The organism is Muribaculum intestinale, assembly GCF_002201515.1.
In the GTDB taxonomy this organism is placed as follows: Bacteria; Bacteroidota; Bacteroidia; order Bacteroidales; family Muribaculaceae; genus Muribaculum; species Muribaculum intestinale.
The window spans coordinates 1,874,199-1,889,766 of sequence record NZ_CP021421.1 but is presented as its reverse complement, the minus strand read 5'-3'; the positions used below and the strand labels follow the sequence as shown (position 1 = coordinate 1,889,766).

The window sequence follows — 15,568 nt, the reverse complement described above, 5'->3', positions numbered from 1 at the left end:
TATTGTGTTTATTCCTTTATTTAATGGCTACAGAGTCGGACTCTTCCATATCCGGAATTCTTATTGTATTACGCACAATTCCGGCAAGAAGCATCCCTTGTGGCATCTCGTCTATGCTCAACGAGCTGTAATATTCATTCGCTGCAATGCTGTCGGCAGAGTAGGCTTCAAGAAAACACTGGTAGGCATACTCGATATTTTCCTCATGTCCGCCGGCATCCGACAGTTTCACATAAAGTATCGACAACCGCCCGAGCACCTTGGCATCGCGTGCGTCGCCTTTGGTCTGGTATTGCCTTATCTCGTCGCATATACTCTGTGCGCTACGGTAATCCAAGCGCTCAATAAGGGCCTGAGCCTGTTCAAGATCATCTTTCTGCTCTGAGACAGAAGGCGACGAACATGATGCGGCTGTCATTCCGGCAGCGACCGCGCATGCAAGCACACAAGCCCTGACACGGATAATGGAAATGTGTTTATTCAGGTGTATTCTCATAACTCATATCAATTACTCGCCGGCAACGGCATTTCTCTTTATGAACTCATATTCAATGCCATCGCGGTCAAGTGTCATAGTGTAGTCGGTATGGTCAGTCACAATTGCCTTAAAAACGGGAGCGACAGTACCGATAATAGCTGTATCGCCCTCGGCAGTGACGGTAGCGAGGTTATGTTGTATGACCAATGTGTCGCCGACGATATGCCATGTGCCTTTCACCGACAGAGTCAGCACATCGGGACGTATGGCTCTCATTACACTGGACCCGTCGCTGTTTAGCTCAAATACCGGTTCCCGGTCAGATACAGCCGGATTATAATACAGTCCGACTATCTGTTTTTCTTTGCTTGACAGACCTCCGCAAGCCGACAACAGCATCGCTGCAATAAGCATAGTCAGAATTCGCTTCATCTTATTGTTGTTTGGATAACTACAAAGTTACTGTTTTTCGCCTAATTTGCAAGAGTGGTAAATTAGCCAAGCAGTTCTGTTAGATTAGAAGTTATCGAAAATAACCATATAAGAGACAGAGAATGTTTCGCCCGGTGCAATTTTGTTGACATAATCGCGCTCAGAAAAATCACCGGAGAAGCCCACACGGTCACATCTGCCCCACCATGGCTCAATACACGCGAAAGGAGCCTGCGCGGATGGAGACCAAAGCCCGACAAGGGGAGCCTGGAAAAGTACCGACAGATATGGCGCGCGGTTCTTGTCAAGCATCGACACTCTATGCACCTGATGGTCGGCCAGCACTATGGCGTCGTTGCGGAATGTATCGCTCATGACCGGGAGCATTCCGTCCTCGTCAAGCGCTACAGGCTCGGTAGCATTTCCGATGCACCCTTTCTCTTCAATCACCTGCTTCTCAAGACTACGGCTGTCAAAGCAAAAATATCCGTGCACATCGTCCGCGACATTGAAGCCGGGATAGTTGAAGGCCGGATGTGCGCCTATTTGGAAACTCATCTCCCTGTCATCAAGATTTATGACACGCCACATCACTGTCAGCCTTGCTTCCTGCAGTCGGTAGCCAATCTCCAGACGAAAACGACGGGGATACAACGCCAGGGTGCTGTCATCGGATTCGAGTGAAAACCAAGCCTCATCGTCGGGAGTATCGGTTATGATTTCGAACTCTCTGTCGCGCGCGAAGCCATGCTGCCCAAGCCTGAATTCTTTGCCGTCCATGCGATAGCATCCGTCCCATACCGACCCTACTATCGGGAAAAGCACGGGTGAGCGCCGGCCCCAGAATGTCTTGTCGCCGTGCCAAAGATACTGCCAGCCGGTACGTTTGTTGACTATTTCCTGTAACTCGGCGCCAAATGCATCGATTGTCACTGTAAGCAAGTCGTTGGATAAAGTCTGTTTCATTTATGTATTGAATATTACATTTCCGCAAATATACGAAAAAACTACACTTCCTGCCAACGGTAAAGCCTGTCGGAAGGACGCACCTTTGACGGAACCGGAATTGAGAAGCTATCACCTTTGACGGCCTTCTCCACCGGCTTGAGATTGACTCGTATCTCCTCTACCTTGATAATCATGGCCCCGGTAGTAGGACCGGTAATCACAATCTCGTCGCCGACATGCAGCTCGCCCGCCTCCATCAGGAACTCTGCCACCCCAAGTTTAGAGAAATAACGTATGCCCTTTGCCGCATATACCTTTGTGCGTGTAGCCGACGAACCATACTTCGATGACCACTCGCCGAGACGTTGTCCCAGATAATATCCGTTCCAGAATCCACGGTTGAAGATACGGCTAAGACGCTCGTCCCATCCGGCGACAAGCTCGTCGGAGTATGTGCCGTCGGCAATAGCTTTCAATGCCTCATCGTAGCATTCGACCGCAATCTTCACATACTCAGGACCACGTGCGCGTCCCTCTATCTTGAACACACTCACTCCGGCATCAATCATCTTGTTGAGAAAGTGGATTGTCTTCAAATCCTTGGGCGACATGATATACTTATTGTCTACCTCAAGTTCATCGCCGGTCTCCCGGTCGCGCACCGTATAGCCACGACGGCATATCTGGGTGCATGCGCCGCGGTTTGCACTTGAGTTCATCTCATGAAGGCTCAGATAGCACTTGCCACTGACGGCCATGCAAAGAGCACCATGACAGAACATCTCGATTTTAACCAATTCGCCCTTTGGACCACGTATGTCATCTGAAACAATAGCCTTGTGGATGGCAGCCACCTGCTCCATATTGAGCTCTCGAGCGAGCACCACCACATCGGCCCACTGCGAATAGAAGCGCACAGCCTCAATGTTTGAGATATTGCACTGTGTGGATATATGCACCTCGACTCCGACTGAGCGCGCATAGACTATCGCCGCAATATCACTTGCGATAATCGCTGTAATACCGGCTTCGCGCGCGGCATCAATTACTTCATGACATCTATCGATATCAGAGTCATATATAATTGTATTGACTGTAAGATAGGTCTTTACGCCATGTTCGGCACAGAGCGCGGCAATAGAGCGCAGGTCGTCAAGAGTAAAGTTGATTGAAGAGCGCGAGCGCATATTGAGCCCGGCTATGCCGAAATACACGGCATCAGCACCGGCGTCAATGGCGGCATGCAGCGACTCGTAGCTCCCTACAGGAGCCATTATTTCAAAATCCTTGCGGTTCATCTTAATGATTATTTCTTCATTGATACCAGTTGTTTGACTACCATATTGTAGCCTTCTGAAAAATATGGCCGCTGAAACTCCGTCTCACGACATACCTCACCCCTCCATACCACAATATCAAGGTCGACGGGTACTATTCCGGTTGTCTTATCGGAAGGAACACGCCCGCAACGGCGCTCATAAAGTTTCAGCGAGGCGTTGACTTCATCAAATCCGACATAAGGAGCGACACCTACGGCGGCTACAGCATTGAGATACTCCGGAAACCTTCCGCTCCACTCAGGGGTGGAGTAAACAGGCGAGAAGAGAGCAGGATAAAACGTGCGGCCAAGCCAGCCGATTGCCTCGGCTACCCTTACAGCACGGTCGGGACTGTTGGATCCAACGCCCACTATACACATCGTATCGGGGAGGTCAACTCTCATGCCTGCGGCAGTTGCGAAACATCCTTCATCGTAAGGGCAATGCGTCCGCGCATATAATCGACATCCATGACGCGCACCCTTACTTTCTGATTCATCTGCACTACTTCAAGAGGCGACGACACAAACCTGTCGGCAAGCTGTGAAATATGGATTAGTCCATTCTCATGAATACCTAAATTGACAAAACAGCCGAAAGCGGTTATGTTGTTGACCACACCCTGCAGCTCCATACCTGCATGAAGGTCGCGGATATCATGTATACCGGTATCAAACTCTACCGGCTCCTCATCTACAGCACGAGGGTCACGGCCAGGCTTCTCCAGTTCGAGCACGATGTCGGTAAGAGTCGGAAGTCCGACTTCCTTGGTAACATATGGCGACAAGTCGAGGTTCTGGAGGGTCTTGGGGTCCTTTACAAGAGCATCAACCGTAGTGCCACGGTCGGAAGCTATTGCCTCGACCAGGTCGTAACGCTCAGGATGCACTCCGGTATTGTCAAGAATATTGTGAGCGCCAGGAATACGGAGAAATCCGGCACACTGCTGAAATGCCTTCTCTCCCATACGCGACACATTGAGCAACTCGCGGCGTGATGTAAAATCGCCATTCTCGGCGCGATAGCTTACAATATTGGCGGCCAGAGTCGGACCGATGCCGCTGACATAGCTCAGTAGCTCGCGGGATGCCGTGTTGACATTAACCCCGACGGCATTTACACAACTTCCTACAGTAAAGTCGAGCGCATCGCGCAATTTAGTCTGGTCTACATCATGCTGGTACTGCCCGACCCCAATATGCTTCGGCTCAATCTTCACGAGTTCGGCCATAGGGTCAATCAGGCGACGTCCAAGGGATATGGCGCCACGGTCGAGGTCCTTAAGATCGGGGAATTCGCGCACACCGACCTCCGACGTAGAGTAAATCGACGCACCACTCTCGTTTACGATATATATACGTACCGGCCGCGGATAACGCAACTGGTTAAGGAAATTTTCAGTCTCTCGTGAGGCAGTGCCGTTTCCAAGAGCTATGGCATCGATTTCAAAGCGGTCGACAATAGAGCAAACCTTGAATGCAGCTCCATGAAAATCGTTGACCGGAGCATTGGGGAATATCTGGTCGGTACACAGAACATTACCCTGAGAATCGAGAGCGGCAATCTTGCACCCATTCTTAAAGCCGGGATCCACGGCAAGCACTCGTTTTCCGACAAGCGGAGAGCCCATCAGCACCTGACGAACATTGTCGGCGAATATCGCAATCGCGCTATCGTCGGCCTTGCCCTTGGCGGCATTCATAATCTCAGTCTCAATCGAAGGCTTTATCAGCCTGCGGTATGAGTCACGGACAGTAGAACGAATCACAGCAGCCACTTCGTCAGAGGCTGTCGAACGAAGAAACATACGAGTAAGACGCTCAATCATCTCATCGTCGTCAATCGACACATTCACCTTCAATATCCCCTCTTTCTGTCCACGAAGCACTGCAAGCAGACGATGTGAGGTGCACAAACGCAGTGGAGAGGTGTAGTCGAAGTAATTCTCATATGTGCGGCCTTCCTCTTCCTTACCGGACATCACCTTTGAGGTAATCACGGCATTGCGCATATAGCGGGCACGTACTATCGAACGCGCTTTCTCGCTGTCGCTTATCCACTCGGCTATAATATCAGAAGCACCGCCGACAGCCGCCTCGGCATCGGCCACGTCGCCTTTGATGAATTTTTTGACAGCCTTGTCGAGCGAATCGAGATTCTGCGACATAATCATACGGGCCAACGGCTCCAGACCTTTCTCAGCTGCAATCATAGCCCTCGTGCGGCGTTTGGGACGGAAAGGCATGTATATATCCTCGAGAGTAGAGGCCTCACGGGTGTCCTCGATGCGTCTGCGTAAATCGTCAGTAAGTTTTCCCTGCTCCTCCATTGAGGCCAATATTGCTTCCTTACGTTTTTCAAGAGCTTCGAGAGAGCGGTAACGGCGCTCGATATTATGTATGGCATTTTCGTCAAGCGCGCCGGTAGCTTCTTTGCGGTAACGGCTGATAAATGGTATGGTGGCTCCGTCTTCGAGCAATTTTACGGTGGCATTTACCGATTTGCGCGGGATGCTCAGTTCCTCGGCAATGATAGATACAAACTCGCTGTTCATCGATTATGTAAGAGTCTGAGAATAAGATGCTATATGATTATTTTATAATTGTCTGCGATGAGGTGGCCGACTCTGCCTGGCAGCGCCGCAAAGTTATGAGGGTGATTTCAGGAGTGGCTCCGATACGCATCGGAAGAGCCACAGCGCCTACGCCGATGTTGACATAGAGCATATGGCTTCCGTCGGAATCGGAATACAAACCACCCCATGTCGGATAGCGATATTTGGCGGGCGACCATCCGCCAACCTCAATCTGCATGGCATGGGTATGACCGGATAACGACAAGGGAATCTCAACAGAATCGCATGAGGCGACTTCCTCGACCCAATGTGCCGGATTGTGTGTAAGCAATATCTTGAATACCGAATCGCCGAGAGCCGGATATGCTTTTCCTAGATCGCCGTATACACTGAATGGTGGGTCTCCCCAGTTTTCAACGCCTACTACAGCTATAGAGTCGCCGCCACGCTTGAGTATTTCAGAAGAGTTAAGCAACAGACTCCAGCCCATGTCGGCCTGCAAGGCATGCATACGGGTGAGATTATCGGCTTTGGCTTGCGCCGACGGCCATTCGCTATAATCGCCGTAATCATGATTGCCAAGTATAGATATAACTCCGTCGGGAGCTGAAAGCCGGCTCAATGTAGCGGTAAAAGGCGGAAGTTCATCGGTACGGCGGTTTACGATATCGCCTGTAAAGAATATCACATCCGGGTTCAGGCCGTTGATGGTATTGACTACTTCAGACACAAAGGTAGTGTCGGAGCCATAGGTGCCGACATGGAAATCAGAAAACTGTACCATACGGTATCCATCGAACGCCTCTGGAAGTCGGTCAAAACATAGAGTAATCTCTTTTACCTGGCACCTTGTACGATTGACCAGTGCCCCCCACCACATTACAACAAATGTTAGAACTGCCACAACAGTACCTGTCAGTAACAACGGTCGGGAGATATGCCTCTTCCACAGCATTGGCAGCATGGCCGACAGGCTGAAAAGCGCAAATACCAGTTTTGGCACGTAGATGGTAAAATAGCTGTAGAGCATCCACATGTCGGCCAACAGCAGAGAATCTCCTCCGCGCCTCCGCGGAAGAGCCACAATCACCACTGCATAAAGTATAAGCAACAGCGATGAGACCGCATATGCCTTTGAGACACGACGGTTGCATACCACTCGACGCAACACACTCCATATATATCCGTCGACCAGAAGGTTGAAAGCGATAAGGATTATCATCGGTAATATAGGGAGTCGCATCGGGAGATAACAATATTATAGTTAAACGGAGAGGATATTTTCAGTATAGCCGAATATAGGAGCCTTTATATATTATCGGATTCGGAATCAAGACATACATCGTTGGCGATAATACTGTTCTTCAACGGGTTGGCATACATAGTAAGCATCATCTCATAGAGGAACTGGGTATCAGCCTCTGACAGCTCGGGGATATCCACCTTTAATATCTGCGCATGCAGATAATTGTTGAAATCCACAACTTCCTGGCGGGTATATCGATCGGCCCATTTGTCGGTGTTGTAAAGCTGGTCGAACGCGATATAGTTAATCGGGAAGATTTTGTAGCCTGAATGAATGTCACAGTCTATTATACGGCATACATCCCGGGCCACGGCAGTCTTGTCGAGTGCGCGATCCATGTGCGACAATTCGTCATTCACAGGATTGCCTACTTCGAAATGTACTCGACCCTTAGGCTGGAGCAGGCCGGTCTCCATGGCGAAAAGGTCGTCGCGCTGAGTCTTCTTGAAGTCCGGATCATTGCGGCGAAGCAGAAACTCGCGCGCCTTCAGATAGTCGTTGGGATCATATTCATAAGAGATACTTACAGGCAAAAGGTTTACCTCCTCAAGATTGCCTATAAAATCCTTGTCGCCAGCCAGACCGAGCATCTTTATGAGACTGTCCTGAGCCATATCACTCGAATCCTTGCTGCGTCCCTGACGCTCTGCAATCCATACCGACTGGTTTTTGCCGGTAATCGCATAGTGTATATATGCCGACAGTTGCTGCGCGGCCTCGAGGGCTTTCACGCGCGGAAGATCACGCTTAACGATAAAACTCTTGTTAAGGCGTACAAGGTCGTTGATCCATGCATATATAAGCAGATTGTCGCCTATAGCCACCTCGGTAGTAGGATAGCCTGCACGCAGGAAACAGAGATTAAGGAAGGACGTATCCAGTACAATATCCCTGTGATTTGTTATAAAGGTATATGCTTTTGTCTTATCGATTTTGTCGAGACCGGATATTGTGATTCCGGATGTTGTCTTGGATGCAAGCATCTCAAGAAAGGGCCACATAATCTTGCGCTGGAAGGTGGTCTTGTCTTTGACTTCAAGCAATCCATTGCAGAAATCATTGAAATCAATCTCCGGGAGCACCCACTTCACAGCATGCTCAAATCCGGGTTCCTTTATCAACCCGGCCATTTTTTCATGGAATATATCATCGGAGTACGGTGCAATTTCGTCAAACTGCCTGGTATCCATTGTCAATTCATCTGCCATAATCTTAGTCTACTGAAAAGTTACGATTCTCAAAGATAGCAAATATCACTTATTGTTCTGATATAAGTTCTTATCTATTAACTACATTTAGCAATTTACACACTTAATCCGCCGGCATAATCGGCCCAGCGCTTTATCAACGCTTCCATGTCGGAAGGCAAAGGTGCGGAAAAAAACATCTCTTGGCCGGTGCGCGGATGCACAAATCCGAGAGTACGCGCATGGAGAGCCTGTCGGGGACATAACTCGCGGCAGTGTGCCACAAACTGACGGTAGCTGCCGCTTCCCACACCCCTAAGCACTGCATCGCCTCCATATCGGGCATCATTAAACAGAGGATGTCCGATATGCTTCATATGCACACGTATCTGATGAGTCCGGCCTGTCTCAAGGACGCATTTCACCACACTCACATAGGCCAGAGTCTGTTGGGTGTAATAATGCGTCACGGCATGCTTTCCCTGGTCGCCGTCGGGAAAAACAGCCATCTGCAGACGGTCTTTCGGATTACGCCCTATATTTCCTTCTATACGTCCGTCGGCCGGATCGGGAGCGCCCCATACCACTGCCATGTACTCGCGTTTGGTAGTTTTCTCGAAAAACTGGCGTCCGAGCGCTGTCTTTGCATCGGGAGTCTTGGCCACGACAAGCAGGCCGGATGTGTCCTTATCGATACGGTGCACAAGCCCCATACGAGGATCGTCGACATCATAATCCGGAGTATTACGGAAATGCCATGCCAGCGCATTGACAAGAGTGCCGTGGTAATTCCCATGCCCGGGATGCACGACAAGTCCTGCCGGTTTGTTAACCACCAGCAAATCGTCATCCTCATATACAATATCAAGCGGAATGTCCTCGGCGATAATCTCAAACTCGTAGCGTGGACGGTCCATTACCACCTGCACCACATCCAACGGTTTTACCCTGTAGTTGCTCTTTACAGCCTTGCCATTGACAAGAATGCAACCCGCCTCTGCAGCCTGCTGCACGCGGTTGCGGGAAGATTTCTGCAGACGGGCTACCAAAAATTTGTCGACACGTAATAATTCCTGTCCCTTGTCGGCTACAAATCGGAAATGCTCGTAAAGTTCGCCACCGTCGTCATCCCCGTCTACAGCAGAATCTGCCCCGACCAACTCGTCAGGGACATAGTCGACAACGTTCTTCTCTATATCGTCAGTAGAAATCATAGGGATAATTTACAGATACACTTACAGATGGCAGGCAATATCATAACACATCTTCGGGGAACACCTATTCGAGATTCAGCACAGACGCTTCACGGTCACTCTCTATAGCCTCAAGTGTGTCAACACTGTCTACATCAAGACTGAGTCCCTCTCCGACTTCGATAGTAATTGTGGCAGAGGTCGGGACTCTCGCGCCAGGCTGTACAGACACACCGTTGAATTTCACGCCAAGCACCAGATCCTTGTACTCGCTCGGCACCAATACCTCGCGTATATTGCGGATTCCGGCACCCTCAAGAGTGGAACGCGCCTGACGTAGCGACATATCTGTCACAGCCGGCAATGATATCATCTTGGGCGAGAAAGCGGTAACGGTGAGATAAACCGTGCGATGAGGCTTCACTTTCGTACGCGCTCTTGGCGACTGCTCAAGCACAGTGCCCGGTGCGGTAGTCATATCATATATCGAGTCGGAAAGTTCAGGCTTAAGCCCGACACTCTCAAGAGCCTTTACGGCCTGGTCGTACGACAGGCCCTTCATATCCGGCACTACCTCATACGAGCCATGATCGGTCCATATATCAAGACTAATCAGCGCCATCCATATGACACCGAAGCCGACAAGCATTATCAGCAGGAAATTAAACAATATCGGGTGGCGCTTCATGAAGCTCATGCTCCGGCGCAGGGTATTTGGTTTCTGTGTTTCTTCCACTTGGAGGGGATTTTCGTCCTGGAGAGTATGTGCGCAGAGAAATTTCCTGCGCAGGGATGAGAATTTGGATGCAAATTTACGCAAAAACTCCCTTTAATCCTTATTTTAAAGTTAAAATTCCGTAATTCACGCCTTCAAAGGCGATTCCCGATAGCCGGATTCAGCAAAAAGGCGCTTATCGTCTTCCACAGTGTTGCCTACCGTAGTGAGCATGTCGCCCATCAGCACTCCGTTTACACCACCAAGCAGCATACGCCGCATAGTGTCATGGCTGAGGCGCATTCGCCCACCGGCAAAACGCAGTATGCACCGCGGAGCAATCATGCGGAACAACGCAGCCGTGCGCACTATCTCTTCTTCGGAAATCAGAGGTGTCGACTCCAGCGGAGTGCCGGGAATCGGATTCAATATATTAATAGGTATAGATACGGCTCCGGCATCACGGGCCTCGGCGGCAAGTTCGAGACGCTGACGCATGGTCTCTCCCATGCCTATTATCCCGCCACAGCACACCTCCATACCCACACTGCGGGCCAATGCGATTGTGCGCAGTTTGTCAGCATGTGTGTGGGTGGTGCATAGCGAGGGGAAATATGACGCTGATGTCTCAAGATTACAGTGGTAGCGCTTTACACCCGCCTCTTTCAGGCGGCGAAGCTCGTAAAGCCCCAGCAATCCCATCGAGGCGCAAAGATACAGCGGTGTCTCCTTTCCTATTTTACGATATATATGGCAGAAGCTGTCAATATCCGCCGGCGCCACCTTCCTGCCTGATGTCACAAGCGAAAATCGCCGTATGCCATGGCGCGTATTCATCCGCGCGGCTTCAAGAGCCTGCTCCTCCCGGATAATATCATACTCAGACACTCCCGTGTGATGATGGCGCGACTGGGCACACCATTTACAATCTTCGGAACAACGTCCGGAGCGGGCATTGACTATAGAGCATGTATCTATTTCATCATTATGCCAGCGGCGGCGCACCTTGTCGGCGGCATCCGCCAGTTCATCGACTGAGTATCTGTCGTTTAGTTCAACAGCCTCATCTACAGTAATTCCATTGCCGTTGTCAAGCACTTCCGATAGTCGGGCAGCTAAAAAATCTGACATATTATGCTGTATAATAATTTCATTAGGCAAATTTACAAATTTCCGATAAAACATGTTGCATAACACATTTAGAATACAGTAAATCCAACATTCAACCGGTGTAATAATTTAAGCACAATGCACCTGCTGCCTGCTTTATCACATAATCACGAAATAAAATCACTATAAAATCATATTCCAACCATGAAGTGCAACATTCTATTCGCCATGATGCTCATATCGGGCGGCTTATACGCATGCTCGTCCGACGACATACGGGATGCAAATGCCATCGGTGAAATCACAGCCGATATTACCGACATATCAGTACCGTCCGACGGTGGCACATACATAATAAATTTAGGAGTAAAAGGCAAAGGAAACACCTGGAAATCCATAGTACCATCCGACCCGTGGATGACTATGACGCCAACCGGCGGATACCACAAGAGCGGACATTACCGCCTGTCGGTGGAGGTCTCACCCAATTCCGGCAAAGACAATCGACAAGGTGAGATATGCATATATACCACATCCTCCCATCTTAAGATAAACGTACAACAGTCGGCAACTACGCGCGACGGATGCTGCGGGCTATCGGATAAAGAAGTCTTCTTCTCCGCTACTGAATGTCGCTACCATGACATAACCGTATCACCTTATGAAGATATCGACATGACAACCTCAGACGCCGAATGGCTACAGATAGCCGGAGTGCCTGAGGGAGGCATGACGGCCAGCAAGGAATTCACAATATCGATAACTCCCGACGGACCATACCCAACCGGCCGCTCGGCATTAATCTCGTTTGTCGGCAAAGAGTCGGGACAGACATCCATAATCGAAGTAAAACACGCCGGTCATGACTGTCAACCGGCATTCCCTTCGCGATGGTATTACACCAACAGTGAAGCCGCATCCTGCGGATGGTTAATCTCCGGTGCAGCCGAAGCCAATTACGACACCGGCTCACAACGGTCTTTTGTATCGGCGGTAGGTGTCAACAATCTAAAGTTAAACCGTTCAATCTCCACCGCATACAAAAACTCCATTGCAGTGTCGGGACTTTATACCGGCGATTACCTGCTGTTCTCCATACCATCAGGCAAACTTGAGGCAGGCACATCGGTCGATTTCATGCTTACAATATCGTCAGCCAACAACAGTGCCCCCAAATATTGGATCTGCGAGATTTATGATGGAGGCCAATGGAGATGCCCGGATCAAAGCACATTGTCGACAAATGACGACGGCGTAAAATATTCATTTTACACAAAACATTTCAGTTCATATCAACACACATCATTCACACAGAGTTTCACACTCGACAATACGTTAATCGACGGCATGGTAAGAGTACGTTGCCGAGTAGTAGGCGAACGCAACGGACTCGACGCAAAATTGTCACCAACCAACAGCGGTGAAATCTATCTGCCCTCCCATGAGTTCCATTTCTGCACAGCAACAGCCTATCCGGGTATTGCCCGAAAGGATATAAAAAAAGTGGCTATACTCGGCAACTCATTCACCCATTACTTTGCCTCGGCATTCCTGCTCAAAGAGATTGCCCGTTCGCAGGGACACCAGCTCGACATCAGGATTAACGCGAAAGGATCACAATACCTAAGCAACCATATGGAATTAGAACTCTCGCGCGACATAACTGACCGCAGCGGCTACGACTACATAATCCTTCAGGAACAGTCGACTCGCTATTCCGACTATGCCAATAATCCGCAGGAAACTACACTGTCCGACTGCAAGGCTCTCACAGCCAGATTCCGCAACGGCTCGCCGACATCGAAAATCATCCTTGAAAACACATGGGCTTTCCCTAAAAGCAACTGGAATAACTTCGGTTCATCGTCGGAATTTGAAAAGCACCTGCTCAACGGCACTCTGGCTATAGCGAAAGCCGATAATAATGTCGACTGGGTATCTCCCATAGGTGTCGCATTCGACAAGGCCGTCGCCGCAGGTATGTCCGATCTGTTCTATACCGACTCAAAACACCCCAACCGCAACGGCGCATATCTCAAATCATGTGTCAACTACCTTGTGATTTTCGGAGAAAAATTTGACAAAAATGTTTCCGACGGTGGCTGCGACCCGACAGTGGCAGCACGCCTGCGTGCATTTGCCGAAGAAACTGTACTCGGGAACGAGTCCGACTACATGATTACCCGTTAATACCTTTAATGATGAAAAGAAAACATTTCCTTATCGCAGCATTGTCTGTAATGGCGGGCTTGTTGGGAACTTCTTGCAGCGACAATATCGATGACAATACACTCCCGGCAACCATGGAAGCAATCGCCTCAGGCGGCAACCGATTTACCGGAGAGGGTGGAACGCTCGAAATACTGATATACTCCGACGTGGAGTACGACGTGAAGTGCGATGCCGACTGGATAAGCCGAATCATATCACGATCCACGCCTGTAAACAACCTCGAGCGCTTTGATATCAGGCCATATCCCATCGCAGCCGACATGACTCCACGCACAGCCGACATAACAATATCATACCCCGGCACCGAGCAAATAGTCTACACCATCGAACAGACGCCGATCGACATTTTCCGATTCAATATCGAAAATGTGTCAGCGACCTACATCCCTTCAGCAGGCGGTACACTTACCATAACCATTAACACAAATCTCGACTACAGCGTAAACACCTCGGATCAGTCATGGATATCACTTATGCCCAACGGTCCATATCATATGCCGGCATTCACGATTGCAGAGAACAAGGATACTGAGGCCCGAAGCGGAAAAATCATATTCTCCACAGCCGAACTGGGAGAAACAACCGTGGAATTCACTCAAGCCCCTTTCATAATAGATAAAGGAATATCAACCCCCGACCAACTCATGGACTTCGCGGCAGCCGTCAATTCAGGAAGCACACTCGAACCATGGCTCAACGATGACCAAGAGGTTGTACTGCTTGCCGATATCGACATGACCGGCAGACAATGGACGCCGGCAGGCAATCTGCGCGGATCGACAATCACCAACGGCGCCACTACACTCGGCAACGACGGTCATGCATTCTGCGGGATATTCAACGGAAACGGCCACACGATACGCAACCTCACCATGTCGACTGATTCTGAGCAATGCTACGGACTGTTCGGCGTACTGTCATCAGCTACCGTGAAGAACCTTGTGATTGACACAAGCTGCACCATGCAGATTGTCAACGAAGGCATGGGTACAAGATCAGCCTACGGGTTTATCGCCGGACTGGCATTCCAATCGACAATCTACAACGTCACCGTTGAGGGTACAGTGCTTGAGTCAGTCATCAATAAAGGAGCCCGGAAAGCAATGGGTACAATTGCGGGGATTGCAGGGTACGCATACTCTTCGACAATCAGCGACTGCCGCTTCTCCGGTATCATACGACAAGTTAAGTCTGATATGTATGACAACTCTCTCGGCTCCGGAGTAGCCGGAATAATCGGATTTTCCAGAGCTACATCATCACAACCGCTCGTAATAGAAAACTGTGTGAACTCGGGCTATATATATGCAGAGGCCAACCGTGTGGCCGGAATTCTCGGCTCTACATCGGGCAACTTCACACTTCGCAACTGTGAGAATTCAGGCATCGTACATGCCGGAGCAGCAGAAGCCGCCAAAGCAGGATGGAGCGCGGGATTGCGCGTCGGCGGCATTCTCGGCTTTTCCTCTAACACCAAGGCTTCCAACAAGTGTCTTATCGAGAGTTGCACTAACTCTGGCACTGTAGTCTGCGACGCCGATGCAAAGACTCAGACAGGAGGCATACTCGGTCTTGTCAGAAATCTCACTCTGAATGATGTAAGCAACACCGGATGTGTCATTGCCAACTCAGGAAGTATCGCCGGACTCATATGCGGACAGTTGCAATGTGCCGACAAGCCTACTGTCATTTCTGCCAACGTATCAGGACGCTTCGCACACTCTTACACCGGCAGCGAAAATGGTATCAATCCGCAAAATCCAGTGGAAATCACGGCCGACAACTATTTCATTTATGCTGCCGGCAATATCACAGGCTCCAATTCTGGAATATGGGACACCTCCAATGTCAAGTTCAGATAAAAGCCGTCTTATGTTTCATCACAACAATTTATAAGACGATTGTAAAAGCATGATAAAAAAGAGTTTCTTAGAGAATGTTTAATAACAAAAGTTAAAGCCAAGCCATAAAAATGCCTCTGTCAAATTGAACTGCACCCCAAAAGTTAGACACAAAACTTTTGGGGTGCAGTTCAATACTCTAATACTTGACAACTCTCCAAATCGACATTAA

13 protein-coding genes are annotated in these 15,568 nt (G+C 49.5%); 2 read left to right on the top strand and 11 right to left on the bottom strand.

Going from position 1 to position 15,568, the window contains the following annotated elements:
* Positions 1-16: 16 nt before the first annotated feature.
* From ADH68_RS07665 to bioB, 11 genes are all read right to left on the bottom strand, one after another.
* Positions 17-496: a hypothetical protein gene (locus ADH68_RS07665; protein ID WP_128712348.1), complete on the bottom strand. Its 480-nt coding sequence runs from the start codon at positions 494-496 to the stop codon at positions 17-19.
* A gap of 12 nt (positions 497-508) precedes the next feature.
* The gene (locus ADH68_RS07660) at positions 509-910 is read right to left on the bottom strand and encodes a putative periplasmic lipoprotein (RefSeq protein WP_068961312.1); all 402 of its coding nucleotides are present in this window, start codon (positions 908-910) and stop codon (positions 509-511) included.
* Positions 911-994: 84 nt separating this feature from the next.
* Positions 995-1,876 carry an aldose 1-epimerase family protein gene (locus ADH68_RS07655; RefSeq protein WP_068961313.1) on the bottom strand — a complete coding sequence of 294 codons (882 nt, stop codon included), beginning with the start codon at positions 1,874-1,876 and terminating at the stop codon, positions 995-997.
* Between the two features lie 41 nt (positions 1,877-1,917).
* Positions 1,918-3,156, bottom strand: coding sequence for a peptidase U32 family protein (locus ADH68_RS07650; protein WP_068961314.1), 1,239 nt, complete (start codon positions 3,154-3,156; stop codon positions 1,918-1,920).
* An 8-nt stretch (positions 3,157-3,164) separates the two neighbouring features.
* Positions 3,165-3,581 (bottom strand): 2-amino-4-hydroxy-6-hydroxymethyldihydropteridine diphosphokinase, encoded by a 417-nt coding sequence (locus ADH68_RS07645; RefSeq protein WP_068961315.1) that lies wholly within the window; start codon positions 3,579-3,581, stop codon positions 3,165-3,167.
* Complete coding sequence (locus ADH68_RS07640; protein WP_068961316.1) at positions 3,578-5,731, bottom strand: Tex family protein; 2,154 nt, start codon at positions 5,729-5,731, stop codon at positions 3,578-3,580. The genes ADH68_RS07645 and ADH68_RS07640 overlap by 4 nt, the downstream gene beginning before the upstream one ends.
* A 37-nt stretch (positions 5,732-5,768) precedes the next feature.
* Positions 5,769-6,995, bottom strand: coding sequence for a metallophosphoesterase (locus ADH68_RS07635; protein ID WP_084274088.1), 1,227 nt, complete (start codon positions 6,993-6,995; stop codon positions 5,769-5,771).
* Between the two features lie 65 nt (positions 6,996-7,060).
* Positions 7,061-8,266, bottom strand: a complete 1,206-nt coding sequence (locus ADH68_RS07630; protein ID WP_232321373.1) for an acyltransferase — start codon at positions 8,264-8,266, stop codon at positions 7,061-7,063.
* Positions 8,267-8,361: 95 nt separating this feature from the next.
* Positions 8,362-9,459, bottom strand: a complete 1,098-nt coding sequence (locus ADH68_RS07625) for an RluA family pseudouridine synthase (protein WP_068961318.1) — start codon at positions 9,457-9,459, stop codon at positions 8,362-8,364.
* A gap of 64 nt (positions 9,460-9,523) precedes the next feature.
* On the bottom strand, positions 9,524-10,258 hold the full coding sequence (locus ADH68_RS07620) for a PASTA domain-containing protein (RefSeq protein WP_068961319.1): 735 nt from the start codon (positions 10,256-10,258) through the stop codon (positions 9,524-9,526).
* Positions 10,259-10,300: 42 nt separating this feature from the next.
* Complete coding sequence (bioB, locus tag ADH68_RS07615; RefSeq protein WP_084274089.1) at positions 10,301-11,284, bottom strand: biotin synthase BioB; 984 nt, start codon at positions 11,282-11,284, stop codon at positions 10,301-10,303.
* Positions 11,285-11,467: 183 nt separating this feature from the next.
* On the opposite strand from bioB, the gene ADH68_RS07610 reads away from it, so the two are divergent.
* Both ADH68_RS07610 and ADH68_RS07605 read left to right on the top strand, forming a co-directional pair.
* Complete coding sequence (locus tag ADH68_RS07610; protein WP_068961320.1) at positions 11,468-13,453, top strand: BACON domain-containing protein; 1,986 nt, start codon at positions 11,468-11,470, stop codon at positions 13,451-13,453.
* A gap of 8 nt (positions 13,454-13,461) precedes the next feature.
* Positions 13,462-15,357: a BACON domain-containing protein gene (locus ADH68_RS07605; protein WP_068961321.1), complete on the top strand. Its 1,896-nt coding sequence runs from the start codon at positions 13,462-13,464 to the stop codon at positions 15,355-15,357.
* Positions 15,358-15,568: the final 211 nt, after the last annotated feature.

Excerpts from the sequence above, each read along its gene's own strand:
- ADH68_RS07665 (WP_128712348.1), bottom strand. The coding sequence starts at position 496 with ATGAGAATACACCTGAATAAACACATTTCCATTATCCGTGTCAGGGCT.
- ADH68_RS07660 (WP_068961312.1), bottom strand. The coding sequence starts at position 910 with ATGAAGCGAATTCTGACTATGCTTATTGCAGCGATGCTGTTGTCGGCT.
- ADH68_RS07655 (WP_068961313.1), bottom strand. The coding sequence starts at position 1,876 with ATGAAACAGACTTTATCCAACGACTTGCTTACAGTGACAATCGATGCA.
- ADH68_RS07650 (WP_068961314.1), bottom strand. The coding sequence starts at position 3,156 with ATGAACCGCAAGGATTTTGAAATAATGGCTCCTGTAGGGAGCTACGAG.
- ADH68_RS07645 (WP_068961315.1), bottom strand. The coding sequence starts at position 3,581 with ATGAGAGTTGACCTCCCCGATACGATGTGTATAGTGGGCGTTGGATCC.
- ADH68_RS07640 (WP_068961316.1), bottom strand. The coding sequence starts at position 5,731 with ATGAACAGCGAGTTTGTATCTATCATTGCCGAGGAACTGAGCATCCCG.
- ADH68_RS07635 (WP_084274088.1), bottom strand. The coding sequence starts at position 6,995 with ATGCGACTCCCTATATTACCGATGATAATCCTTATCGCTTTCAACCTT.
- ADH68_RS07630 (WP_232321373.1), bottom strand. The coding sequence starts at position 8,266 with ATGGCAGATGAATTGACAATGGATACCAGGCAGTTTGACGAAATTGCA.
- ADH68_RS07625 (WP_068961318.1), bottom strand. The coding sequence starts at position 9,459 with ATGATTTCTACTGACGATATAGAGAAGAACGTTGTCGACTATGTCCCT.
- bioB (WP_084274089.1), bottom strand. The coding sequence starts at position 11,284 with ATGTCAGATTTTTTAGCTGCCCGACTATCGGAAGTGCTTGACAACGGC.
- ADH68_RS07610 (WP_068961320.1), top strand. The coding sequence starts at position 11,468 with ATGAAGTGCAACATTCTATTCGCCATGATGCTCATATCGGGCGGCTTA.
- ADH68_RS07605 (WP_068961321.1), top strand. The coding sequence starts at position 13,462 with ATGATGAAAAGAAAACATTTCCTTATCGCAGCATTGTCTGTAATGGCG.